General features: G+C 55.9%; 15 protein-coding genes, 1 pseudogene and 1 CRISPR repeat array. Of the genes and pseudogenes, 11 read left to right on the plus strand and 5 right to left on the minus strand.

Annotated features, from left to right (window positions below; genetic code table 11):
• Positions 1–108: 108 nt before the first annotated feature.
• The 3 genes from Dpoa569_RS03335 to Dpoa569_RS03345 are packed head-to-tail and all read right to left on the minus strand — an operon-like array spanning position 109 to position 2,891.
• Positions 109–1,026 (minus strand): BadF/BadG/BcrA/BcrD ATPase family protein, encoded by a 918-nt coding sequence (locus Dpoa569_RS03335; protein ID WP_050569506.1) that lies wholly within the window; start codon positions 1,024–1,026, stop codon positions 109–111.
• Positions 1,023–1,571: a glucosamine kinase gene (locus Dpoa569_RS03340; protein ID WP_042872704.1), complete on the minus strand. Its 549-nt coding sequence runs from the start codon at positions 1,569–1,571 to the stop codon at positions 1,023–1,025. Before Dpoa569_RS03340 ends, Dpoa569_RS03335 begins: the two co-directional genes overlap by 4 nt.
• A 9-nt stretch (positions 1,572–1,580) precedes the next feature.
• Positions 1,581–2,891, minus strand: a complete 1,311-nt coding sequence (locus Dpoa569_RS03345) for an ABC transporter substrate-binding protein (protein ID WP_227983114.1) — start codon at positions 2,889–2,891, stop codon at positions 1,581–1,583.
• A gap of 645 nt (positions 2,892–3,536) precedes the next feature.
• Here Dpoa569_RS03345 and Dpoa569_RS03350 point away from each other — a divergent pair.
• The 7 genes from Dpoa569_RS03350 to Dpoa569_RS03380 all read left to right on the plus strand — a co-directional run bounded on the left by Dpoa569_RS03350 (position 3,537) and on the right by Dpoa569_RS03380 (position 12,089).
• Entirely contained in the window at positions 3,537–6,002 is a 2,466-nt protein-coding gene (locus Dpoa569_RS03350) for a hypothetical protein (protein ID WP_042872698.1), read from the plus strand.
• A 1-nt stretch (position 6,003) separates the two neighbouring features.
• Positions 6,004–7,107, plus strand: coding sequence for a beta-galactosidase BglB (gene bglB / locus Dpoa569_RS03355; RefSeq protein WP_042872696.1), 1,104 nt, complete (start codon positions 6,004–6,006; stop codon positions 7,105–7,107).
• A gap of 47 nt (positions 7,108–7,154) precedes the next feature.
• On the plus strand, positions 7,155–8,255 hold the full coding sequence (locus tag Dpoa569_RS03360; protein ID WP_146411058.1) for an ABC transporter ATP-binding protein: 1,101 nt from the start codon (positions 7,155–7,157) through the stop codon (positions 8,253–8,255).
• A 99-nt stretch (positions 8,256–8,354) separates the two neighbouring features.
• Positions 8,355–9,356 (plus strand): carbohydrate ABC transporter permease, encoded by a 1,002-nt coding sequence (locus Dpoa569_RS03365; protein WP_042874073.1) that lies wholly within the window; start codon positions 8,355–8,357, stop codon positions 9,354–9,356.
• A 12-nt stretch (positions 9,357–9,368) separates the two neighbouring features.
• Complete coding sequence (locus Dpoa569_RS03370; protein WP_042872694.1) at positions 9,369–10,421, plus strand: carbohydrate ABC transporter permease; 1,053 nt, start codon at positions 9,369–9,371, stop codon at positions 10,419–10,421.
• Positions 10,422–11,462, plus strand: a complete 1,041-nt coding sequence (locus Dpoa569_RS03375) for a LacI family DNA-binding transcriptional regulator (RefSeq protein WP_042872693.1) — start codon at positions 10,422–10,424, stop codon at positions 11,460–11,462.
• A 63-nt stretch (positions 11,463–11,525) separates the two neighbouring features.
• On the plus strand, positions 11,526–12,089 hold the full coding sequence (locus Dpoa569_RS03380; protein WP_042872691.1) for a hypothetical protein: 564 nt from the start codon (positions 11,526–11,528) through the stop codon (positions 12,087–12,089).
• 342 nt (positions 12,090–12,431) lie between these two features.
• On the opposite strand, the gene Dpoa569_RS03385 is transcribed toward Dpoa569_RS03380, so the two are convergent.
• Complete coding sequence (locus Dpoa569_RS03385; protein WP_042872689.1) at positions 12,432–12,986, minus strand: single-stranded DNA-binding protein; 555 nt, start codon at positions 12,984–12,986, stop codon at positions 12,432–12,434.
• 244 nt (positions 12,987–13,230) lie between these two features.
• Between Dpoa569_RS03385 and uvrA the strand changes: the two genes are divergently transcribed.
• Positions 13,231–16,062 carry an excinuclease ABC subunit UvrA gene (gene uvrA, locus Dpoa569_RS03390; RefSeq protein ID WP_042872687.1) on the plus strand — a complete coding sequence of 944 codons (2,832 nt, stop codon included), beginning with the start codon at positions 13,231–13,233 and terminating at the stop codon, positions 16,060–16,062.
• Positions 16,063–16,356: 294 nt separating this feature from the next.
• Here uvrA and Dpoa569_RS03395 read toward each other — a convergent pair whose 3' ends face one another.
• Positions 16,357–17,967, minus strand: coding sequence for a sensor domain-containing diguanylate cyclase (locus tag Dpoa569_RS03395; RefSeq protein WP_042872686.1), 1,611 nt, complete (start codon positions 17,965–17,967; stop codon positions 16,357–16,359).
• A gap of 989 nt (positions 17,968–18,956) precedes the next feature.
• Between Dpoa569_RS03395 and Dpoa569_RS03400 the strand changes: the two genes are divergently transcribed.
• From Dpoa569_RS03400 to cas3f, 3 genes and pseudogenes are all read left to right on the plus strand, one after another.
• Positions 18,957–20,651 (plus strand): methyl-accepting chemotaxis protein, encoded by a 1,695-nt coding sequence (locus tag Dpoa569_RS03400; RefSeq protein WP_042872684.1) that lies wholly within the window; start codon positions 18,957–18,959, stop codon positions 20,649–20,651.
• Between the two features lie 446 nt (positions 20,652–21,097).
• Positions 21,098–21,725: a CRISPR direct-repeat array (repeat unit 28 nt; unit sequence TTTCTAAGCTGCCTACTCGGCAGTGAAC).
• 297 nt (positions 21,726–22,022) lie between these two features.
• A pseudogene (gene cas1f, locus Dpoa569_RS03405) lies at positions 22,023–23,023 on the plus strand (type I-F CRISPR-associated endonuclease Cas1f).
• The gene (gene cas3f / locus Dpoa569_RS03410; protein ID WP_146411060.1) at positions 23,020–26,295 is read left to right on the plus strand and encodes a type I-F CRISPR-associated helicase Cas3f; all 3,276 of its coding nucleotides are present in this window, start codon (positions 23,020–23,022) and stop codon (positions 26,293–26,295) included. Before cas1f ends, cas3f begins: the two are co-directional and overlap by 4 nt.
• The last annotated feature ends 4 nt before the right edge of the window (positions 26,296–26,299 follow it).

Raw genomic sequence — 26,299 nt, forward strand, 5'->3', positions numbered from 1 at the left:
AGGCAGAGGGAGAAGAGACGTGGAGTGTATCGCCGTTGCGCCGTTTCCGTTGGGCATTTTACAGGCACGCGTTACCTTCGCGCGCCTTGCGATCAGAGAACAAGAACGTCAGGCGTAGAGCGCGTAGCCGTGTACCGCGAGCAGCCGTGCGCCGTCCAGCGCGTCGCCATTGGGGGGTGACAACCGTTGTTGCCATGTTTCGGACAGCCAGGGCCGGATATGCAAGCCGATGCTGCCCATCAGCGACAGGCGGGGTGGTGCATGTTCAGCCACTGCCGCCAGCAGCCCTTCAATCTCGCGGGCGGTCTGTTGCAGCAGGCTGGTTGCCAGCGCATCGCCCTGACGGGCGCAGTCAAACACTGTCCGGGCGAAGCGGGCGTAGTCGCCCGGTTTGGCCTGCTTCAGCCAGGTTGTAGCGTCTGCGTCGTTATCAAACGGTAGCGCCTGTTGCCGACTGAATGCCGACGGCGTAGCCCAACCTTGCCTGACGCCCCATAAGTATTGCAGGGCCGCCAGCCCAAGACGTGCGCCGCTGCCTTGATCGGATATCGGGAATTCGTGGCCGCCGTAGGCGGTGATGATGTGTTGATGCCATGCCAGCCCACAGGAACCGGTGCCGGCGATGACCACGCCGGCGTCATCCCCCTGATTGACTGCCAGGCAGGCCCCCAACGCATCGGTATTCAGCACCTGCGCGGCGCAGGCGTGCGGCAAGGCCAGAAACGCCTGATAAGCGCTGCGGTGTTCCGCGCCAGCCAATGCCAGCCCAACGTGCAGACGCGCACGGTCCTGTTCACTCAATCCGCTGTGTTTCAGCGCGTGCAGCAGGGCTTCGTCTACCGCCTGACGCACCGTTTCCACGTCCAGCAACAGATTGGCGCGGCCTCCGGCACCTTGTCCGAGCGGCGTGCCGTCAGCCCGATAAATACGCGCCCGGCAGCCGGTACCGCCGCCATCAACACCGGCGTACAGCGTTTCATCGGCATAAGGTGTTTTACTGGCATCAGATGCGGTGGTTGCGGTCATAAGCGGCTCTCCTGAGCAAGATAGGGGAGACAGGCCGCCGCCAGCGCGCCGCTAAAGCAGACTTGTTCCAGCGGGGGCGCTTCGGGCACCCTTAGCAGCGCCGCCAGTTCACCGGCGCAGCGTTGCAGCAGCGGCACCGCCAGTGCGTCGTCCGGCTGCGCGAGAATGTCGGCGGCCAGCGCGGCGTAATCATCGGCCTGCGCCAGCTTCGACCAGTCCACCACCTGTTCAATGTGGTGGTTGAAACGGGCAAACAAGGTATCAGCTAGTGGCGTCAGCGGCGTTATGCCTTCCACCGCCTGTAGCATCGCCTGCACGCCCCACAGCCCAAGCCGTGCCTGACTGGCCGGGTCGCCCACCGGAAACAGGTTGCCGCCATAGCGTTGCAGCCGTCCCTGCCGCCAGCACAACAACCGGGTGAAGGTGCCGGTGACGACCAGAAAACGGTCTTCATCCGGCCAGCGTTGCTGGCAGACGGCATTTTCCGTCTGCCAGTCAAACGGGGCGTCGCCATCGAAAGGTAGATGAATCAGCGGGTGTTCCATACCGTTGCGTTACTGGGCTTTCTGCTGTTGCCGGTTGGCGACGATGGTTTGATTGAGCCGTTTCACGTCGTTTTCCGTCAGGCGCAGGAACTCGTCATACGACACCTGATTGTTCAGGTACTGGGTAAAACGGGTCAGGATGATCGGGTAAAGCTCGTTGCCGCCCAGACTTTCCATTTTTTCCCAATCGAACACATAAGCCGGGATCTTGGCTATCTCGGCGCGGGCGGTGTTCAACCCGTCGATAACGTGCTGATCTTTAGTCTGGTAGTGCAGATCCGGAATATCGGCGCCGACGATGATGTTGAAGTGCTCGGCGATTTCACGCTGGATAGCGTCGCTGCCCAGCCATTCCATGAACTCCGCCACTTCTTTCGGGTGCTTGCTGGTTTTGAACGGCATGATGAAGGTGGCGCCGCCCATCGAAATGCATTTTTCCTTGCAGGGAGCGGGCAGCATTTTCCAGTCGAAACCGTTGCCAATCTGCTTGCTGAACTGGTTCAACTGCCAGTTGCCGGAAAAATAGGTGACGATGTTGCCATTCACAAAGTCGTCCGCCATGCTCTTGTACTGACCGCCGCCGGCGGCGCCCCACATTTCACGCGGGAAAATCCCCTCGTCTGACCAACGTTTCAGGTCTTTGATCCACGCCTGCGCAGCGGCGTCCGGGAAATTAATCTGGCCGTCTTTGTCGTAGCGCGTGCCGTAGGAGTATGCCGGGCCGGAGAAGCGAAAACCGCTGCGGTCGATGGTAAAGGGAATGGCGACGCCGGTTTTGGCTGCAACCTGTTTCGACGCCTGCATCAGTTGTTCCAGGGTATAACCCGGTTGCGGCAGCGGCACGCCGGCTTGCTGGAATAACGTCACGTTGACGAACGGCAGGTCGGCAGTCCAGGAGGCGACAAAGCCGGGCAGCGCGTTATCCTTGTGTACCCCTTTGATGCGCATAATTTTTTCAATGCCGGCGCCGTAGCGTTTTTCAAACCCGGCAGGGTCGGCCAGATAAGGGCGCAGGTCGAGGGTGTAGGAGAGCAGGCCCATCTGGGTGGTTTTAGCGATATCCGGTCCCAGACCGGCTGCCAGTTGCATCGGCAGTTGGGTTTGCAACGCGTTATAGCCGGTGCTGACGAAATTCACGTCAATATGATCGTTGTTTTGTGAAAACGTCTTCACCTTCTGTTCCATAAAATGGACCAGTTCCGGGTCGTCGTCGCTGTATAAAAAAGTAATTTGTGTTTTGGCGGCAATGGTGTTGCTGCTGGCAAAAGCGCCCAGCGTCATGAAGGATAATAACAGCGCGTGCTGATAGCGATTCATCATTTTCTCCCACCCATTATGGTTCTGGATATATATACCCGTCATACTTCAAGTTGCAGGTGCGTTGGCATTATTACGCTATTACTTCGGGTATATTCGACAATCCCTGATGTATACCCGTCATACTTCAAGTTGCAGGTGTGTTGGCGGCGTTCGCTCACCCGAATCACTTACCTGAGTAAGCTCATCGGGATTCGCTCACTTGCCGCCTTCCTGCAACTCGAATTATTTTGGGTATATGAATGCAAATTTGCATTAATAATGCCGTGTGGCAGTTTATCATGAACAAAAATGGCATTCTTTTTTGTGAGGCATATTAAATATATTTCGACATAACACTGAGTCAACATCTTTTTGTGATAAGAATCGCATATTGTTCATGCGATAATTTACTCTATAATGCAAAAATACGATGTTAAGTGCAAATTGCCTGATAATGCAAAATTTGCATTATCAGTGTGCTCATACTGAGTCTGGTATTGGAAAATTGCATTGCGCCAAATAAAGGCATGGCGCGCACGATAATAGTGCAAATAAATACTGTCAGACGTTTATTATTTATTGGATTTTTTTATTGGGTAATAAGTTTTTTAGGTAATAGGTTTTCGCTATTCCATTTATTCGTTCGAACCGTAACAAGGATTCGCCATGAATATCGGTTGGGTATTAAAGAAAAATAACGTGATTAACCGGTTTATGATTACCGAGCTGCAGGAAAAATATTATCCCGCAGAAGCGGATACCTTGCCGGATACGGTCAATTATCGTTTTATTAATGGCTTTGTGGATGTCGGTGTATTGCCTTGTCGGGTACGTTTTCTGCGGGAAACGGCGCCGCGCACTATCAGCCTGCCGGAGCAACTCCGCTTTCATACCCTGTGGAGCGGCGGCGATGACAGCCAGTCGGTCAATTTCAGCGACTTCTGGCCGTGCCCGACGCATGTGCAACGTTTCGCCCGCTGCTATTTGCACAGCGACGGTCTGAAAACCGCGCGCTTTCTGCTGTCCACCTGCGGTGGTGTCACCATCTGGCTCAACGGCAGCCAGATCTGCCGTTTTACCCCGTTTAGCCGCAATACCGAGCAGCAATGCGAACTGACGCTGCCGCTGCAACTGGGGCTGAATACCTTAGTGGTGCACGCCGAAGAGTTGTGCGAGCGCGATACCGATTACCTGTTCAGCCTGCGTTATCTTGATGACACGCCGCTGCGCTGGCAGGTTGCGCCGGATGCGGCCTGCAACGAACGCATGTGGGCGCTGGATCGCTGGCTCAACAGTCTGTCGCTGGTCGATAACCTGACGGATACCGATACCCTGACCCTGCGCGCCGCTACGCCGTTACCGGTGCCGGTTGATATCCGGCACCATCTGGTGTGCAACGTCAACGAGTCGGTACCGCCCTGGCAGCAACAGCTGTCACTGGCGATAGACAATACCGGCTGGCAGGTCACGCTGCCGGACGGACTGGCGGGGTATTACGATCTGGTCTGCCGTGCGGTGTGCGGCGGTATCACCCTGATGCGCAGCATCAGCTTTGGCCGCCTGCCGAAACAAACCATGCCTGCGCTACCGACGCTGGCGGCCAGACGCGACTACCTGCTGCGCCACACCGCTTTGCATGGTTTTGAGCGCATTGGCCGGGTACTGGCAATTTTCGCTACCGGTGAAGGGACGGCGAACATCCTGCCTGTCCTCAATCAGGCGCTGCACAAAATCAGCCGCCGGGAAGATTGCGCCGACTTTCAACTGGTGCCGCTGATCTGGCTGTGGCAACGCTATCAGGGTCAGCGGCTGGCGGCTCATGACTGGCGGCGCGTGCGCAGCGCGATCCTGGGTTTCCGTTACTGGATCGATGAGCCGGGCAACGACACCATGTGGTTTTGGAGCGAAAACCACTGCCTGTGTTTTCATGTGGCGCAGTATCTGGCCGGACAAAACTTTCCCGATGAAGTCTTCGTATGTAGTGGCCGTCAGGGCCGCGAGCAGCAGGCTATCGCCCGTCAGCGGCTGGACAGATGGTTCGATGCCATTCTGGAACACGGGCTGGTGGAGTGGAACTCCGCGGCGTATTACCCCATCGATCTGATTGGGCTGGTGGCGTTAGCCGAACTGGCCAGCGATGAAAGCCTGCGTGAACGCGCCCGCACGGTGATCGACCGTATTTTCCTGATGACCGCCTGGGTGCACCAAAATGGTGTGGCAGTCGGCACCATGGGGCGTGCTTACGATAAAGAACTGCGCTCCGGCATGTTGACTGAATTGTCCGGGTTGTGCGCGCTGATGTGGGGCGAAGGCTGGCTGATTCCGCATTGTGCCGCGTTGCCGTTGCTGTGCCTGAGCCAGTATCAGCCGCCTGACGAATCCTGCGCCATTGCCCACTGGCCGTCACCGCAAGGCGGGCAGGCGCGCTGGGTTCAGGGGCTGAATCGCAGCGCCCGCGTCATTGCCTGGAAACAGCAGGACGTGGCGTTTTCTTCCGTATTTGACCATCACCCCGGTCAGCCGGGGCATCAACAGCATGTGCTGGATATTCGTCTGGGTCGTCATTACGCCGCGCGATTGTGGGTTAACCATCCCGGCGAGGATCGCCCGGATGGCGTGCACCGCCCGTCTTACTGGGCGGGGAATGGCCGCCTGCCGCATGTGATGCAGCATCGCAATCGTGCCTGGATGATCTTCGACTTGCAGCAGGATCTGCGCCGCTGGACCCACCTCTACTTGCCGCGTGCCGCGTTGGACGAGGTCGTGCTGGAACCGAACTGGTGCTTTGTGCGCGGCGGCAACGGCTACGCCGCGCTGCACAACCCGGCTGGACTGCAAACCCATACGCCGGACGGCGGGCAGCCGGATAGCGAAGTGCGTGCGCCGGGCGAGTGCAACGTCTGGTACATCGCGGTGGATAGCGGACAGGGCGCCACAGATTTCCCGGCGTTTATCGCACGTTTCCGCCATCGTCAGGCACAACGGTCTGACGACGGCGCAGCACAGTTTGACGACCCGGATTACGGCCTGATGAGCTGGCATCCGGCGAGCGGGTTCGCGGTCAATCATCATCCTTTCGTCTTTCCCGACACGGTGTCGGTAATGCCTGAGCGTACCGAGGAGGATCGGTAACATGACAACACCATCAATAAACGGAGCTGCTGGCAGCCAGCAGATTGATGCGCTGCTGGATAAGGTGGCGCTGGCGTTTTGTCGCCTGAAGGCCATCAACAGCGTGACCGACGGCGCACCTACCCGCGAGACGCTGACCATCCAGTTCGAAGAGTGGGACTGGGAGGTAGGCGTCGGGTTGTACGGCTTCTGGAAGCTGGCGCGGCAACGGCAGGACCACGCCATGCTGGCGGCGCTGGAGCAGTGGTACGAACAAAAATTACAGGCCGGGCTACCGCCGCGGCAAATCAACTCCACCGCACCGATGCTGGTGCTGGCGCTGTTGTGTCGTGATAACCCGCGTCCGCACTGGCTGGCGGCGGTGGCAGAGTGGGCAGACTGGCTGCTGCATTCACTGCCGAAAACTGAAGACGGCGGCTTCCAGCACACGGTGAAAGAGCGCCCCAACACCGGGCAACTGTGGGACGACACGTTGTTCATGGCCGGGCTGTTTCTGGTGGTCAGCGCCGGGGTACTCAAACGCCGGGATTTGCTGGAGGAAGCGGAATACCAGGTGCTGACCCACGCCCGCTATCTGGCGGATGCCGCCACCGGGTTGTGGTATCACGGCTGGACTTTCCTGGGCCGCCACCATTACGCCGGGGCGTTCTGGGGGCGCGGCAATGCCTGGGTCACACTGGTGCTGCCGGAAATATGCTGTCTGACGGACTCGCCGCTCTCAGCGCCGGTGCGCCGTACGCTGGAGGCGATTCTCACCCAGCAGACCCGTGCGCTGGCACGCTGTCAGCATGAGTCCGGGTTGTGGCACACCTTGCTTAACGACCCGGATTCACCGCTGGAAACCTCCGCCAGCGCCGGCTTCATCGCCGGGATTCTTACTGCTCGTCAGCTCGGCATGTTGGCGGATTTTCCACAACAGGTGCTGGACAAAGGGCTGGCGGCGGTGGTGGCGCAAATCGATGAACAGGGTGTGGTGCAAGGCGTGTCGGACGGCACCGCAATGGGTCATGACCTGCAATTTTATCACGATATCCCCAATGTCGCCGTGCCGTACGGGCAGGCGCTGGTCATGCTGATGCTGCTGGCGCAGCGACATTCTGTTTGAAAAACAGAAATGGATTTGAAAACAGAAACAGGTTTGAGGAAACGGTGATGGCGAGTCTGGAACTAAAAAACGTCCATAAAAGCTATGGGTCGGTACAGATTATCAAAGGCGTGGATCTGACCATCCGCGACGGGGAGTTTATGGTATTCGTTGGGCCTTCCGGCTGCGGCAAATCCACGTTGTTGCGGATGATCGCCGGTCTGGAACCCATCACCGACGGTGAGCTGTGGATCGGTGATCGCAAGGTGAACGATCTCAGCCCGGCGGAACGCAAAATCGCCATGGTATTCCAGTCTTACGCGCTGTATCCGCATCTGTCGGTACGCAAAAATCTGGCATTCGGGCTGGAAAACCTGCATTTCCCAAAGCACGAAATAGAGTGCCGCATTACGGAAGCGGCCCGAATGCTGGGGCTGGAGCCGTATCTGGAGCGCAAGCCGCGTGCGCTGTCCGGTGGGCAGCAGCAGCGTGTCGCCATCGGTCGTGCCATTGTGCGCGACCCGGACCTGTTCCTGTTTGACGAGCCTTTATCCAACCTCGACGCCAAACTACGGGTGCAAACCCGCGGCGAACTGACCCGGCTGCACCAGAAGCTGCGCACGACCATGATTTACGTCACCCACGATCAGGTCGAAGCCATGACCATGGCGCAGCGCATTGTGGTGCTCAACGGCGGGCGTATCGAACAGGTGGGGACACCGCTGGAGCTGTTCAACCGGCCCAAAAACAAGTTTGTGGCCGGGTTTATCGGCTCGCCGCGCATGAATATATTCCGAGTCACCATCAGCAGTGCGTCGGATGACGGGGTGGAGGTGCGCTGCCCCTCCGGTAACCTGTTACGCCTGCCGTTTCGCGGTGAAGAGGGGAAAACGGTGGAACTGGGTATCCGGCCATCACACTGCCAACTGGTGCAGGAGCATAGCGACGGCGTGTCGCTGTGCATCGACCGTTGCGAAATGATGGGGCACGAAACCTTTATCTATGGTCGCTGCGCCGGTATTGAAGACGAACTGATTGTGCACCTGCCGGGGCACCATGAATTCCGCACCGGCGAGCTGGTGTTTGTGCGTTTCCCGCACGCCTATTGCCACCTGTTTGACGCCGACACCGGTCAGGTGCTGCCGCGTCTGGCGGAACCGGATGCCTGAAGGCGTAAGACCGTAGTGAATGCAAAACAGTTATAAGCGGGAAACAGCCATGAGCAGGAGACAGCCATGAGTGAAAACAATCATGATTGGGGGACGACCATGAACCGAAAATCGCTGATTCAGCCCGGTGCGTCGCTGGTGGATACGCTGGTGACGCCGGTGGAAAAATCGGTCAATCTGCTGCAAAAATTCGGCGGTCGCCGGGTGATGCCGTGGTTTTTCATTGCACCGAACATGCTGTTGTTCGCCGTGTTCGTATTTATTCCGATCCTGCTGGCGGTGTGCTACGCCTTTACCGGCGGCACCAACATTCTGTTGTGGGACCGGCCCTACGTCGGGTTGCAGAACTTCGCTACCCTGCTGCGTTGCGAGCAGTACACTGTGCCCGCCAGCTGCGAGCAGGACCTGTTCTGGACGGGAATTTACAACACCGTCTCATTCACCTTTTTTAATGTGACCTGCACGCTCGGCGTGGCGCTGGTCACCGCGCTGATCCTTAATCGCAAGATCATCGCCCGCGGTTTTTTCCGCGCCATCTTCTTTTACCCGGTGTTGTTGTCGCCGGTGGTGGTGGGGCTGGTGTGGCAGTGGTTCCTTAATCGTAATGGGCTGCTGAATCTGGTGCTGTCGTCGCTGGGCGGCCAGCCAGTGACGTTTTTGCTGGAGCCGTCGCTGGCGCGTTTTTGGGTGGTGTTCGTCTCGGTGTGGTTTCACGTCGGTTTTTATACCCTGATTCTGCTGGCCGGGTTGCAGGCGATTCCGCGTGATATCTATGAAGCCGCCGCGGTGGACGGCACCTCGCGCTGGCGCGGTTTCTATCGCCTGACGCTGCCGCTGCTGGCGCCCAACATTCTGGTGGTGGTGATCCTGTTGACCATCAACAGCGTGCAGATCTTCGATGAAGCCTGGGTGCTGACCAACGGCGGTGGGCCGGGTACCGCCAACAACTTTATTGTGCAGTACATTTATCAGACGGCGTTTTCGTCCAATGCCTCGCTGTACGGGCTGGCGTCGGCGGCGTCGGTGCTGATGGGGCTGGTGCTGATGATCCTGACGGCGTTGCAGTTTCTGCTCACCCGCCGTCTGGAAGGCAAAAAATAACCGGGAGTCGGCATGATGAAGATAATCGCGTTTCTTACCCGTACCCGTTATCCGGGGCGGATTCACGTCACCGACATTCTGAGCTGGGTGTGGCTGGTGGTGGGTACGCTGCTGGTATTGATCCCGGTGATGTGGGCGGCGATGTCGTCGCTGAAAACGCCGTCGGAGATCAACCGTTTTCCGCCCAGTTTTTTGCCGGAGGCCGCCAGCACCGTCACGCTGCCCGACTACCCGAAACCGCTGGAGCTGTGGCAGGCGAAGCAGGACGACGGCAGCAGCAAAACACTGGCGATGGTGCGCCGCATCGGCCTGCTGGCGCAGATGGTGGACCCGAAAGCGCCGCAGGCGGTGGTACGGGTGCCGGTGCAGAACCTGACGCCGCAGAAAACCCTGCATCTGGAAACCGACAACTACGCCACGCCGATGTCGAAATTTCACTTCGCCACCTACCTGAAAAACACCGTATTCGTAACGGTGATGGCGACGCTACTGACGCTATTGCTTAGTTCGATGGCGGCGTTCGCCCTGGCGAAATACGAATTTCGCGGGCGCGGCACGGTGCTGACGTTATTCTTGTCCACCATGATGATCCCGCTGTCGGTGGTAATGGTGCCGACCTTTCTGGTGGTGATTGGCCTGCGCATGGGCGATAACCTGTGGGGGGTGATCATCCCGACTATCGCCACGCCCACCGGGGTGTTTTTGCTGCGCCAGTACATGCTGACCATTCCGGATGAGTTGATCGAAGCGGCACGCATCGACGCCGCCAGCGAATTTCGCATCTACTGGAAAATCATCCTGCCGCTCACTGCGCCGGCGCTGGCAGTGCTGGCGATCTTCTCGGTTATCTGGCGCTGGAACGACTTCCTGTGGCCGCTGATTGTGCTGTCCAGTCAGGATAACTTTACGCTGCAAATCGGCCTGAATGCGTTTCAGGGGCAGTTCTCGGTACAGTGGCACTATATTCTGGCGATGACCATGCTGTCGCTGCTGCCGGTGACGGCGGTATTCGTGTTCCTGCAAAAATACATCACCACCGGTATTGCCAACACAGGAATGAAATAAATGAAGACGCTCAAAGATATTGCTGAGCGTGCGGGCGTGTCGATCAGTACGGTATCGCGGGTGCTGAACGGCACCGCGCCCATCAGCGCCAAAGTGCGCCAGCAGATTATGGCGATTGCCACCGAGCAGGGGTATCCGCTGCACAAGGCGAGTAAAATGGTCGAGAACCCGGAGCCGCTGCGCCACATCATGCTGGCGACGCCGCGTAATCTGATGCTGGAAAGCGACCTTAATCTGGTGTCGCTGACGTTGATCAACCGGCTAAAAACCCTGTGCCAGCAGCGCAACATCCAGCTCAGCCCGTTTGTCGGCGAGCCGGACAGCATCAACGAACAGCAACTGTTACAGGCGCTGCGGGGCGATAAGGCCAACGGTATCCTGATAGTCAATGACGATCATCCCGCCTTACTGAATGCAGTGGCGGAAAGCGGCGTGCCGGCGGTGCTGATTAACGGCGAAGACCCGACCATGCGGCTTAACGCCGTGATGCCTGCCAACCACTATGCAGCCGCCGCCGCAGTACGTTATCTGATAGCGCAGGGGCATCGCCGCATCCTGCATCTGACCTGGCCTTCGCGTCAGACTATCCGTGAACGCGAGCGCGGCTATCGGGATGCGCTGGCTGAAGCCGGGATCGCACCCGATGAGCGGCTGATTCTGTCGCTGCCGGATTTTCAGCCGCTGACCGCCCGCGACGCGCTGCTCGACTGGCTGGTGCGCCACCCGGACCGGCTCGGCGTCACCGCCATTTTCTGCGCTGCCGATAATCAGGCCATTGGTGTAATCGACGCGCTCAGTCAGCACGGCTTGCGGGTGCCGGATGATTTTTCGGTGATGGGCATGGACGACATTCTGCCGCTCGACATGTTGCCGCTGTCGCTTACCACCGTGCATCTGCCGTTCGAAGAGATGGCGCGCGCCGCGCTGCACCTGCTGACCCAACAACTGCTGCCTGCACAGGCGCTTGGCGTCGCCCAGCGCATCGAGCTGGCCGGGCATGTGGTGATCAGGGAGTCGGTGCGGGGGGCACTACATGTTTAAGCGCTAAATAAAAAATAGCATTGCTGATGGTGCTAACTATATCAGTTTATGAGGATGTGTCTGATGGAAACAATAATGGAAGATTTTGTTGTTATATTTAACGCTTTCTGGTATCAGGATTTTCCTGCTCCAAACAGAAAGTATATCTATAGCGTGAATTGGACGAATCATATTGGGTGTGCTGTTAAGAAATATGCTGATTTACTAGGGTGTTATTTATTTTTTGAGTCTGGTAATAGAACAGGTTCAGTAATTCGTGACGCTAACGGTACGATAATGGCCAACGTCGAATGGACGTGGGTTGAATTAGGGAAAAAAGGGAATGATAAAATTGAAAAACTTAAAAAAATTGAATCCGATAGCGATAAAAAACATTTCTCTGCGTTCATTTCCTACTGTAAATCTGGTCGTGTAGATGATGAAGTCAGGAAGGTTAATAATATTTGGCGGTCTGAAAATAACCCCCTTTTGCTGTTTGTTATAACATTCAAGCCGGATGGAAAAGATCGTCATTTCTTAGAGTTGATTTCGTATCATTTCTGCAATGGCGAATACAAAAAAATACGCACACAGCCTGCGCTGCCTTGGGATGTTCCGAATTCAAAATGGTGGCAAGGAACGGAGTAGCGGTTGTTGAAGGGGAATATAATCAGAGCTACCTACGTCCGGTTTTATACCCGTCATACTTCAAGTTACAGGTGTGTTGGCTGCGCTCAGTCACCCGAATCACTTACCTGAGTAAGCTCATCGGGATTCCTTCCCTTGCCGCCTTCCTGAAACTCGAATTATTTAGGGTATAAAATCATTGCCTGCGAGAACCTGTAGGCACAGCAATGGTATGCCCGTTTCCATCCTCCATTAGTGAATATCCGCTATTCACCACGAGCATCGTAATATAAATGGGCTGTCGCTTTCTCTGCGACAGCCCACTAACAATCAGAACCGTTTTAAAAAATGCCAGGGTGTTTTTTAAAACGGAATATCGTCGTCAAAATCCATCGGCGGTTCGTTGCCTGGCATCGGCGCGCTTTGCTGCGGGCGGGACTGGGACTGACCGCCGCCGCTGAACTGGTTGGCTTGCTGCGGCTGTTGCGGTTGACCCCAACCACCTTGTGGCGCGTTACCACCACCCATATTACCGCCCATGCCGCCACCGGCTGGTGCACCGCCGCCTGCGCGGCCACCCAGCATCTGCATACTACCGGAGATATCGACCACCACTTCGGTGGTGTAGCGATCCTGACCGCTCTGGTCCTGCCATTTGCGGGTGCGCAACTGGCCTTCGATATACACCTGAGAGCCTTTGCGCAGGTATTCGCCGGCGATTTCCGCCAGCTTGCCGTACAGCGCAACGCGGTGCCACTCGGTGCGCTCTTTCTGCTCGCCGGTCTGCTTGTCGCGCCAGCTGTCCGACGTGGCCAGAGTCAGGTTAGCGACTGCGCCGCCATTCGGCATGTAACGGACTTCCGGGTCCTGCCCCAGATTCCCGATAAGAATCACTTTGTTAACGCCTCTGCTGGCCATGTTGGTGTCTCCTGAACAATCACGTTTTAAAAGTTTAAACGAATAATTCTAGCACGTCAGCGTTATAGATTATACCGGTGCGAGAGCCGCGAGCCAGCTTGCGTCTTTATTTGCCATATTGCTGTTATTGCAGTCAAATACTGGATATCCATTCAGTTTTGTTTATGCCATAATCGGCCTTTTCTATCGCTTTCCTTTCTTTCGTAAAGGATAAAAAACAGCGTCTATTGCGGGAAAAGTATGCATGGATAAGATCGAAATTCGTGGTGCCCGAACCCATAACCTGAAGAATATTAACCTGATTATTCCACGCGATAAGTTGATCGTCGTGACGGGGTTATCCGGTTCCGGCAAATCCTCGCTGGCGTTCGATACGCTGTATGCTGAAGGGCAACGTCGTTATGTGGAGTCGTTGTCGGCCTACGCGCGCCAGTTTCTGTCGCTGATGGAAAAACCGGATGTGGACCACATTGAAGGGTTGTCGCCCGCCATTTCCATTGAGCAAAAATCCACCTCGCACAACCCCCGTTCTACCGTCGGCACCATCACTGAAATCCACGATTACCTCCGTCTGCTGTTTGCCCGTGTCGGTGAGCCGCGCTGCCCGGAACACGATATTCCGCTGGATGCCCAGACCGTCAGCCAGATGGTGGATAATGTCTTATCGCAGCCGGAAGGCAAGCGGCTGATGCTGCTGGCGCCAATGGTTAAAGACCGCAAGGGCGAACACACCAAGACGCTGGAAAACCTGGCGACGCAGGGCTATATCCGTGCGCGTATCGACGGCGAAGTGTGCGACCTGTCGGACCCGCCGAAACTGGAGTTGCAGAAAAAACACACCATCGAAGTGGTGGTAGACCGCTTTAAAGTGCGTGACGATTTGGCGCAGCGTCTGGCCGAATCGTTCGAAACCGCGCTGGAGTTGTCCGGCGGCACCGCCGTGGTGGCGGATATGGATGAGCCGAACGCGCCGGAACTGCTGTTTTCCGCCAATTTCGCCTGTCCGGTGTGCGGCTACAGTATGCATGAGCTGGAACCCCGGCTGTTTTCATTCAACAACCCGGCGGGGGCCTGCCCGACCTGCGACGGGCTGGGCGTACAGCAGTTTTTCGACCCGGCGCGTGTGGTGCAAAACGGCGAGCTGTCGCTGGCTGGCGGCGCCATTCGTGGTTGGGATCGCCGTAATTTCTACTACTTCCAGATGCTGCGTTCACTGGCGGAGCACTATGAGTTCGATGTGGAAGCACCGTTTGATAGCCTCAGCCCGGCGATTCACAAGGTGATTTTGTACGGTTCCGGCAAGGAAAATATCGAGTTCAAGTATATCAATGATCGCGGCGACACCTCGGTACGTCGCCATCCGTTCGAAGGGGTGCTCAACAATATGGAGCGCCGCTACAAAGAGACGGAATCGACCGCGGTGCGCGAGGAACTGGCGAAGTTCATCAGTAACCGGCCATGCGCAAGCTGTCACGGCACCCGCCTGCGTGAAGAAGCGCGCCACGTCTATGTGGAGCAGACAACGCTGCCGCAGATTGCCGATATGAGCATCGGCCACGCGATGGCGTTTTTTCATAACATCAAGCTGAGTGGTCAGCGGGCGAAAATCGCCGAAAAAGTGCTGAAAGAAATCGGTGATCGGCTGCGTTTTCTGGTTAACGTGGGTCTGAATTACCTGTCGCTGTCGCGCTCGGCGGAAACCTTGTCCGGTGGTGAGGCGCAGCGCATCCGTCTGGCCAGCCAGATTGGCGCCGGTCTGGTCGGCGTGATGTACGTGCTGGACGAGCCGTCAATTGGTCTGCATCAGCGCGACAATGAACGCCTGCTGGAGACGTTGATTCACCTGCGCAACCTCGGCAACACGGTGATTGTGGTAGAGCATGATGAAGACGCTATCCGTGCCGCTGACCATATTATCGATATCGGTCCCGGCGCAGGTGTTCACGGCGGGCAGGTGATTGCCGAAGGTACGGCCACGCAGATTATGGCGGTGCCGGAATCGCTGACCGGGCAGTTCCTGAGCGGCGCGCGCAAAATCGAGATCCCGGCGCAGCGGGTGCAGGCCGATCCGACTAACGTACTGAAACTGATTGGCGCGCGCGGCAACAACCTGAAAGACGTGACCCTGACGTTGCCAGTCGGGCTGTTCACCTGCATTACCGGCGTGTCCGGTTCCGGCAAATCGACGCTGATCAACGATACGCTGTTCCCGATTGCCCAGCGTCAGCTTAACGGCGGTGAACTGAACGAACCCGCACCGTACCGCGAGATCCAGGGGCTGGAGCATTTCGACAAGGTGATCGATATCGATCAAAGCCCGATCGGTCGTACCCCTCGCTCGAACCCGGCCACCTACACCGGTGTGTTTACGCCGATCCGCGAATTGTTTGCCGGCGTGCCGGAAGCACGCAGCCGTGGCTATAACCCTGGCCGCTTCAGTTTTAACGTGCGCGGCGGGCGGTGCGAAGCCTGTCAGGGTGACGGTGTTATCAAGGTGGAAATGCACTTCCTGCCGGATATTTATGTGCCCTGTGACCAGTGCAAAGGCAAACGTTATAACCGCGAAACGCTGGAGATTAAATACAAGGGCAAGAGCATCCATGAAGTGCTGGAGATGACCATTGAAGAGGCGCGCGAGTTCTTTGATGCCATTCCGGCGCTGGCACGTAAGCTGCAAACGCTGATCGATGTCGGTTTGTCCTACATTCGGCTGGGGCAGTCCGCCACCACGTTGTCTGGCGGTGAGGCGCAGCGTGTGAAGCTGGCGCGTGAGCTGTCGAAGCGTGGCACCGGGCAGACGCTGTATATTCTGGACGAGCCGACGACTGGCCTGCATTTCGCCGATATTCAACAGTTGCTGGCAGTCTTGCATCAGTTGCGCGATCAGGGCAACACCATTGTGGTGATAGAGCACAATCTGGATGTAATCAAGACCGCGGATTGGATTGTCGATTTGGGACCGGAAGGCGGCAGCGGCGGCGGCGAGATTCTGGTGTCCGGCACGCCGGAAACGATGGCGCAGTGCGAGCAATCTCACACCGCCCGGTTCCTGAAACCGATTCTGGATCGGGGTTAATCAGTTTAGGTTATTGATAAACCTTCCTATTTGACGGAAGTGGTTTTTCCAGCGTCAAAACTGTGCTGAGGCTAGCGGATTCGCCGGGTGAGCCGCATGGACGCGGCGAAAGCCCGTGCCGTGCTGGGAGCACGTCACGGGCGGCCCGAACAGCGAAGACGCTTGCCGAAGGCACCGCGCCAGCGGCACAGTTTAGCTATCAAGCCAGTGGTCAAGGAGAGGCGGCGTTGAGTAACCTTGTTTTCAGGTATGACTACCGGCGGTATGCTGCGATTGAGCATACCGGACCGGTTGTTAATGTTGTGCCAGTGACATATCTTCAGAGAGATATTCCACTACCACCTGATTACGTCCGCTGTTTTTGGCTTTGTACAGCGCCTTATCCGCCGTTTTAATGGCGATATCCAGCGCTGCTTCCTGTGGGTTAAAGGTGGTCACGCCAATTGAAATAGTGACCTGATGGTGATGCGAACCTGGTATATAGACCGTGTTGGCGACATTATTGCGCAGTCGTTCGGCGATTACTGTGGCGACGGTAATGTCGGCACCCGGCAGCAGAATCAGAAATTCTTCACCGCCAATGCGGCAGATCAGATCGGTTTTACGGTAGTTTTTGCGGATCTGTTGGCTCAGTTTACGAATGACCTCATCACCAACGTCATGACCAAAAGAGTCGTTAATCGCTTTGAAGTGATCGATATCAATGGCGATCACGGAGACTTTTTTATATTCGCCACGGATCTCCTCCATGCTTTCCAGCATACCGCGGCGGTTCAGCATACCGGAAAGCGGGTCGGTATGGGCTTCCGAGCTAAGGCGGCCAATACGTTTATGCAACAGCACCGTACCTATCAGCAATACCCGTTTTAACTGTTCGACTTCCTGATACCAGGCTTTGACCGCGCGGATTTTGTTTATCACACCGAGCTGTTCCATGCTGCTGGCTGATTTCGCCAGTCGGCGTAGCGGTTTGGCAATGTAATAGGCCAGCAGGCTTATCGCCAGCAGCGTGAGGATGCCTGGCGGCGTACCCTGTCTGAGCACATTGAGCATCACGTCATTCAGCGCTTCTTCAATGGAGTGAAATGACTGCTGAGTGATGATAATCCAGTCTGATTTTTGTGTGCGAATAAATGAAGCCGGTGAAGGGATACCCTGTTCATCCGGCATCATAAAACTGCCTTTATTCTGACTGCTAATCGTGGACAGGGCATGTGAATCGTTAAATTTAGCGCCAATTTGGGTAATGTCGTGGTGATAAATGATGGTGCCTTCTTTATCAATCACATAAGTATTAAAACTGTCATTGCTGAATTGCGTATTCATAAACTCATTCAGAACCCGCTGGCTATTCAGATAAAGGGAACCACCGATATAACCGAGATAATTGCCTAAATTATCCACAATAGGTTGTGAAATAAAAATAATATAATTGCCGTTCAGGGAGGTATAGGGTGGGCTGATAGAAAATCGTCTTTCTTTCAGCCTGCTGAAATGCTGACTGGAGGTCAGGGTGATGCCGGTCAAATTAAGCGATGTTGGCGAGGCGGCGATAATCTGGCTATTTCCCGCTACCACCACCATCGAGTTAAAGGCATGGCTTAACCGATGAATGCGTTGCAACTCGGCTTGCAGGGCGCCAAGATTTCCTGACTTCATATGGCTGGCGATAAGTCTCGCGCTGTAAGACAGTTGTTCTTCTGACGTAGAGAAAAAATTATCTACAGTTGCAGATAATTTGTATGAATAACTTGAGTTCACTTTTGTTGCCTGTTCAATAAGCAGTTTTTTTTGCACGTGATAAAAAGTGAAATAGCTATTCAGTAATGTAACAAACATACTGGTAAGGGAAATAAATAAAATTAAATGCAATAGATTTATTTGTGGCAGTTTTTTTGTTCGCATGTAGTTATAGTTACCGGATTATTATCATTTTTAGTTGCTAACGATATGCAACTTATCTATTCCCCATTTAAGGTTAAGGTGAAGAAAAAACACCTGTTTGACCTTAGTATTTAAGTATTAGTCAAGGTTTAAAATAGTGTCAACAGACGGTAAAGGAATTTTTTAGTTGGAACGATTAGTTGGAACGAAAAGAAAAAAAGAAACTGTGTTCTAATAAGCGTTATAAGTATAAATTAGAAAGTAACCTATAAGAATAATTATCATCTATTCGAGCAATTGTTAATCAATATGCTGTTGCTATTTTTTTGCGCGGTTTACCCATTATGGTAGCCGGAAGGGCGGTTTTATCGTGATGTGCAGCCTCTGTGTGCCTCTTTCACGGGGTTGCCCATACAGGGTCAGGCGATTTACTGACTCCTTGATAAAACCTCATGTTATTCCCTTTCTTTCTTAACCGAGGCGGCTCATCACTGGGGCTGTTTCTCATGCACGACGGATGCCCGCCTGTAGATTTCTTGTTATTAACCATACAAAATGTAAGTGATTTATGTTGTTATTTTTGATCAATAACAATTAAACGATAATATTTCCCCATATCTGGTTAATTTTTGAGTGTTTTTGCCGATCCCGATATAAAGGTTTATAGACAACAGCCGATAGCAGCTCTGGGTCAAGCCAGGGGATATTAAATGGTTGCTGGAACAGATGACGTTGAGTCTGGTCTTAGTCTGCACTACGTTTTACACCTCTTTTTTAATGTTTTTGTTTTACCCACTGTGGAAAAGAAATGATTTTTGTCGCCAGGAATGGGAACGAGAAACATTTCATTATGATGGCTGGTTGAACTATTTGTCTGGCTGTTGTTTTTCCCTTATCACGATCAATGACTGTAACGGATGAGATGTCTGTTTTAGCCATAGCTCTGTGCGTTGCCCTTGAGAATCATCTTTGTTGCATTGTGTTCTTAATAAAGGAGTGAGGAACTGAATATGCGTTTATCTGATTGGCGAATAGGGTATCGGCTGGGGGCTGGTTTTGCCGTGCTGGCTATTATGTTGGTCTGTGTGGGTATATTATCAATAGCAAAGTTGTCAAGTTTTCATGATAACGCGCGTGACATTGTGCAGGATATTTATCCTCAAACTGTTAATGCCAACGCGCTGATAGAAGATGTGAATGAAGCCGTCCGAATTTCTCAGCAGTTAATGTTGGTGTCGGGCGATGACCGTATCAAGGCGATATCCGACCAGATTCCCCTGCTCTCAAAAGACATTACCCGGCTGATGGATGCATTGGTAAAACATGCTAATGAATCTCAGGATGCGAAGAGTCAGGAGTTGATCAGCGATATACAGCGTATTCGCGCTCAGTTTCTGGCATCGGGGCTAAAAGTCGGCGAGCTGGTAAAAAACCACAACCGGGAAGCGGCGTTTGATGAATTTAATCAGCATCTTGACCCGACTCAGCGCGAGTACCGTAATGCGGTGCGCCGGTTGGTGGATTACCATAACAAAGCCATGTTAGGCACCATTGATACCATGTCGTCCACTTACCTCAACATCCGGCTGATTCTGCTAACGATTCTGGGTGCTGGTGTGTTGCTCAGTATCTGGGTGGCGATGGCGATTACCCGCAGTGTCACCCAGCCGATTCAGCAGGCGCTGGCGATGGCAGACCGTGTATCGCAAGGCGACCTTTCCTCACACATTTCCTCCAACCGTAAAGATGAAACCGGGTTGCTGTTGCAGGCGTTGGATCACATGAATGCCAGTCTGCGGCAGATTGTCAGCCAGGTGCGCGATGGTGCGGAGGCTATCTCTAGCGCTGCTTCGCAAATTGCTGCGGGTAATCAGGATCTCTCTTCCCGCACCGAAGAACAGGCCAGCTCGCTGGAGCAGACGGCGGCCTCCATGGAAGAGCTGGCCTCGACCATCAAAAACACCGCCGACAACACCCAGCAGGCGACGTCGATTGCGAATCAGGCATCGTCAGCCGCGAATCGCAGCGGTGAAGTGATGCTGTCCGTCACCCATAAGATGCGGGGCATTCGTGAAGCGTCGATGCGTATGGCTGAAATTATCGGCGTGATCGACGGTATTGCGTTCCAGACCAATATTCTGGCGCTCAATGCGGCGGTGGAAGCCGCACGTGCCGGCGAGCAAGGGCGCGGTTTCGCGGTAGTGGCGGGCGAGGTTCGCTCGCTGGCGCAACGCAGTGCTACGGCAGCGAAAGAGATAAAAGAACTGATCGATGATTCGGTAGACAAGATTCAGGAAGGGATGGATCTGGTGGATAACGCTGAATCCACCATGAATGACCTGACCAGCCACGTTAACGATGTGCATGGCATCATCAACGAGATCTCGCAGGCCAGTCATGAGCAGAGTGATGGCATCAGTCAGCTCAACATTGCGGTCGGGCAAATCGACACCACCACCCAGCAGAATGCGGCGCTGGTGGAAGAGTCGGCTTCCGCTGCGCTGTCGTTGCAGTCTCAGGCATCGCTGCTGGCTGAAGCGGTGAGCGCATTCCGCCTGTCGTCGCAAGGCGGCAAGGCAGCAACGCCGCCCACCCGTCGGCCTGCGGCGGCGTTATCCCCCGCGGCGTTGCCGGTTCGCCCGGCTGTAGCCGAAAAACGTGCCGCCGCTACTGCCTCCAGCCATGATGATTGGACATCGTTCTGACAGAATATCCCTGAAGCGGGGAAAGCGCTGTTGGATTAAGGGCGTAGTGTATAGGGTAGTGTGGTGAAGGGTTTCGTGCGTGATTAACCGCATCACGCCGACACCGAAGGCGTGCCTGAAAGCGTGAAGAGTTTCGTGCGGGATAAACCGAGTCGCTTCTTTGCCACATCATCGCACGCACGACAAGGAGAGGTGCAATCGCCACCTCTCCTTGACCTCTGGCTGGGTGGCTAAACTACGCCGCTAACGCGGTGCCTTCGGCGTTCGCCTTCGCTATTCGGACCGCCTGTGACGCTCTCCCGGAGCGGCACAGGCTTTCGCGGCATCCATGCCGCTCATCCGGCGAAGTCGCCCACCTCAGCGTAGTTTTAACGCCAGTAAACCCGTCAACCACCGCTTGTACGGCAGTGAAAATCTAATTTAATCCCCTTAATCGCCAGAACTGTTTTCTAAGCTGCCTACTCGGCAGTGAACGATCTGGCTGCGCCGGTTGACTACCGCGAACATTTCTAAGCTGCCTACTCGGCAGTGAACCTCGCTCGGCGTTATCCAGTTATTTCCGGCTGTTTCTAAGCTGCCTACTCGGCAGTGAACGGTTAAAGCAGGCTGTCATCATCTTTGCTGTCTTTCTAAGCTGCCTACTCGGCAGTGAACGGATGCATCGGCTGTGCAACGAGTGGAGAGGCTTTCTAAGCTGCCTACTCGGCAGTGAACCTGCGAGGCTCGCCCGTTGAGAGAGAGTGACATTTCTAAGCTGCCTACTCGGCAGTGAACATCAACTTATCCCACGGGATTTGAGACAGTTTTTTCTAAGCTGCCTACTCGGCAGTGAACACCTTTCCTGAAGCTAAAGCGCAGCAGGGGAATTTCTAAGCTGCCTACTCGGCAGTGAACATCGCACTATGTCAGCGGGGGTAACTTCACCCTTTCTAAGCTGCCTACTCGGCAGTGAACGAAAACGTGAGGTTTGCACCGTACGGTATACTTTTCTAAGCTGCCTACTCGGCAGTGAACAAGTGCGTCGCAAGATTTCCGGCACGCTTCTCTTTCTAAGCTGCCTACTCGGCAGTGAACTGTAGCCCGTTGACTCTAACTCTTTGTATTCTGACTCGCAATTGGCGATTTTTGCCCTCAGACCCTTTTTTTTCGGTTGTCGGTAACTTGTTGATTTTTCAATATCGAAAAAGACGCCTGAAAAAAAGGGTATGAAAATACGAAAAGTATTTTGGCCGTCATTCACTTTCTCGTTTTGGCTGTGCTAGGCTAATTCTCGTTACTTTCCAGTGCATTACGTGTTTTCCAATTAATTATTAGCCTGCGTTTTATTACGCGGGTGGTGCTGCTTTATCACTACGACAGAGAAACCGTTTTATGGATAACGTATTCAGCCCGTCGGATTTAAAAACCATTCTGCATTCCAAACGCGCCAATATTTATTACCTCCAGCATTGCCGTATTTTGGTCAATGGTGGGCGGGTGGAATATGTCACCGAAGAAGGGAATCAGTCGTTGTACTGGAATATCCCGATTGCCAATACCAGCGTGGTGATGCTCGGCACCGGTACCTCGGTGACGCAGGCGGCGATGCGGGAATTTGCCCGTGCCGGGGTGATGGTCGGGTTTTGTGGCGGCGGGGGAACGCCGCTGTTCGCTGCCAATGAAGCCGAAGTGGCGGTGTCATGGCTGTCGCCGCAGAGTGAATACCGCCCTACTGAGTATTTGCAGGATTGGGTCAGCTTCTGGTTTAACGAAGAACAGCGGCTGGCGGCGGCGATTGCCTTTCAGCAGGTGCGTATCGGCCAGATCCGCCAGCACTGGCTGGGCGGACGGCTGGAGCGTGAGTCGCGTTTCGCCATCAAACCCGAACATGTGGATGCGCTGCTTAACCGCTATCAGCAGGGGCTGACGGCGTGCCGCACCAGTAACGATGGCTGGTGCAGGAAGCGATGATGACCAAAGCGCTGTACCGGCTGGCGGCCAACGCGGTGAGCTACGGCGAGTTTACCCGCGCCAAACGCGGCGGCGGCACCGATCTGGCGAACCGTTTTCTCGACCACGGTAATTATCTGGCTTATGGGTTAGCGGCGGTGGCGTTGTGGGTGCTGGGCCTGCCGCACGGGCTGGCGGTGCTGCATGGCAAAACCCGGCGCGGCGGGCTGGTGTTCGATGTGGCGGACCTGATCAAAGACGCGCTGATTCTGCCGCAGGCGTTTATCGCCGCCATGGAAGGGGAAGACGAGCAGGACTTTCGCCAGCGTTGCCTGACGGCGTTTCGTCAGGCCGGGGCGCTGGATGTGATGATAGAGAGCCTGCAACAGGTGGCGCAGCAATTAAGCCAGGTGGCGAAAAGCAGGAGTCAGGGGGCGCAATGAACATCCTGCTGATTTCCGAATGCAATAAGCGAGCGCTGGTGGAAACCCGCCGGGTTCTGGATCAGTTCGCCGAGCGCAAAGGGGAGCGCACCTGGCAGACCGCCATTACCGAAGAGGGGTTAAAAACGCTGCGCCAGTTGCTGCGTAAAACCGCGCGGCGCAACACTGCCGTGGCCTGCCACTGGATTCGCAGCGCCAATCACACCGAGCTGTTGTGGATTGTCGGCAATCTGCGGCGTTTCAACCCGCAAGGCAGCGTGCCGACCAACCGTACCGAGCGCGATATTCTGCGCCGCCACGACGAAAACCCGTGGCACAGCGCCGAAGCCTTCAGCCTGCTGGCGGCGATTGCCGGGCTGTTTCACGACATCGGCAAGGCCAATGCGCTGTTTCAGGCCGGGTTGCGGGGCAAGGGGCCGCGCAGCCAGCCGCTTCGCCACGAGTGGGTGTCGCTGCGGCTGTTTCAGGCGTTTGTCGGTGAGCGGGACGATACCGGCTGGCTGACGGCGCTGGCCACCGTCAGCGCGGAGGATGAAGCGGCGTTGCTGGCACGCTTGCAGCAGGATGTGAAAATACCCAAACCCTCGCCGTTTAACAGCCTGCCGCCGCTGGCGCAGGTGGTGGGCTGGCTGATTGTCTCGCACCACCGCTTGCCGATGTTTTGGGATGATAAGAGTGGCAATCCCAGCCCTGATCTCGCCTATATTGATGAATGGCTGACCACGCAGGTGTCGCCCAACTGGAATGCGGTTAATCACCTGCGCCCGGATATCAGCGCGCAGGAATGGCAACAGGTGTGGCAGTTCCCGCACGGCACGCCGTTGCAAAGCCGCGTCTGGTGTGAAAAGGCGCGCAAATTCGCCGCCCGTGCGCTGAAGTTACCCTCGCTGATGACCTTCGGCCAACTGGACCAACGGCTGACGGTGCATCTGGCACGGCTGGCGCTGATGCTGGCAGATCACTACTACTCCTCTTCCGATGCCACCTCCGGCTGGCAAGACCCGCGCTTTACGGTGTGGGCCAATACTGATCGGAAAACTGGCAAGCTCAAACAACAACTGGACGAGCACTGCGTCGGCGTGGCGCAGAATGCGCTGCTGCTGGGCCGTAGCCTGCCGCACCTGTGCGACACGCTGCCGGCCATCACCCGCCACAAAGGCTTTCGCCAGCGCAGCACCGATGCGCGTTTCCGCTGGCAGGACCGGGCGTTTGATCAGGTCTGTGCGATACGTGAGCAGGCGGCCCGCCACGGTTTTTTTGGCGTCAACATGGCCTCTACCGGGCGCGGCAAGACGCTGGCGAATGCCCGCATCATGTACGCGCTGGCAGAGGAATCTGCCGGGTGTCGCTTTTCGGTGGCACTTGGCCTGCGCACCCTGACGCTGCAAACCGGCGATGCCCTGCGCCAGCGCCTGACGCTGGATGAAGACGACCTGGCGGTGTTGATAGGCTCGCAAGCGGTACAGGAACTGCATGAGCTACGCCAGCAGGAAACGCGTGCGGCGCAAACCGGCAGCGAATCGGCTGAGTCGCTGTTTAGCGAGCATCAGTACGTCAGTTACGACGGCTCGCTGGATGACGGGCGGCTGAAAACCTGGCTGGAAAAATCGCCGACGCTGCATCAACTGCTGAGTGCGCCGGTGCTGGTCACCACTATCGACCACCTGATGCCCGCGACCGAAAGCCTGCGCGGCGGCCACCAGATTGCGCCGATGCTGCGGCTGCTGACCTCTGATCTGGTGCTGGACGAGCCGGACGATTTTGGGCTGGAAGACCTGCCTGCGCTGTGTCGGCTGGTGAACTGGGCGGGGATGCTCGGTTCACGGGTATTACTGTCATCCGCCACGCTGCCACCGGCGTTGATCCGCGCACTGTTCGAAGCCTACCTGAAAGGGCGCGAAGCCTGGCAGCAGGCTTACGGTGAGCCGGGTACGCCGTTGAGTATTTGCTGCGGCTGGTTTGATGAATTCGACAGCCAGTGCCAGACGATAGCCGATACCCGCGCTTTTGCCGATCAGCATCAGGCGTTTGTCACCGGGCGTATCGACAAGCTGCAACAGCAGGAGCAGCGGCTGCGCTGGGCGGAGATTGAACCGGTGGCAAGTCCGACGCAAGAGGCGAGCGCGGTGTGCCAGGCGGTGGCGCACACCCTGCACCAACGGTTGTTTGCGCTGCATCAGCACCATCACCAGACGCATTCCGGCGGCAAAACCGTGTCGCTGGGGTTGATTCGCATGGCGAACATCAACCCGCTGGTGGCGGTGGCGCGTGCGCTGATGGAGATGCCTTCCCCGCCGGATTACTGCGTGCATTATTGCGTCTATCACAGCCAGCATCCGCTGGCGATGCGCTCCCACATCGAAGCGCGGCTGGATGCGGCACTGATGCGTAAAGACCCGCAGGCACTGTGGCAGGTGGCGGAAATTCGTGATGCCATCGCACAGCAGCCGCAGCAGAATCACCTGTTTGTGGTGCTGGCAACCTCGGTGGCGGAAGTGGGCCGGGACCACGATTATGACTGGGCCATCGCCGAACCCAGCTCGATGCGTTCTTTTATTCAGTTGGCCGGGCGTATTCTGCGCCACCGCCAGCGTGACGAGAATGTGCCAGCCTCACCCAACTTTTATCTGCTAAGCCATAACGTGCGGGCGCTGAAAGGCGAAAAGCTGGTGTTTCTTCGCCCCGGTTTTGAGTCGGAGCACGGCTTCACCCTCGCCAGCCACGACCTGCGGGAACTGCTGAAACCGGAGGACTACCAGCACATCAGCGCTGCGCCGCGAATTCAACAGCCACCGGTACTGAAAAAACCATTCACGTTGATTTCGCTGGAACATGCGGCGCTGGCAACAAAACTGTTTGGGCCGAAAAACGCACCGCTTTCACAGGCGACAGCCGTACTGTGGTGGCGCGAGTCGTTGCACTGGAACGGCGAACTACAGCGCCGTACGCCGTTTCGCCGCTCAGACCCGCAGCAGCGCTACTGGCTGCGGCTGGAAGAGGAGGGCGAAAAACCGTGCTTTATGGTGCAGGACGACGGGCCGAGCGGCTGGAAAGACGTCGATGTGATCCGAACCGTGCAACAGGCCATGGCCGATGGCGTCAGCCAGTGGGTAGATATGGATTACACCGCGCTTTACCTGCAACTGGCGGAGGAAAAACAGTGGGAGTTAGCCAGAGTCAGCGACCGCTTTGGTGAAATCAGCCTTAGCACGCGAGATAACCTGGCGTGGTGCTGGCATCCGCTGTTGGGGGTGTTTGGAGAAAAATCATGATGAC

The organism is Dickeya poaceiphila, from assembly GCF_007858975.2.
In the GTDB taxonomy this organism is placed as follows: domain Bacteria; phylum Pseudomonadota; class Gammaproteobacteria; order Enterobacterales; family Enterobacteriaceae; genus Dickeya; species Dickeya poaceiphila.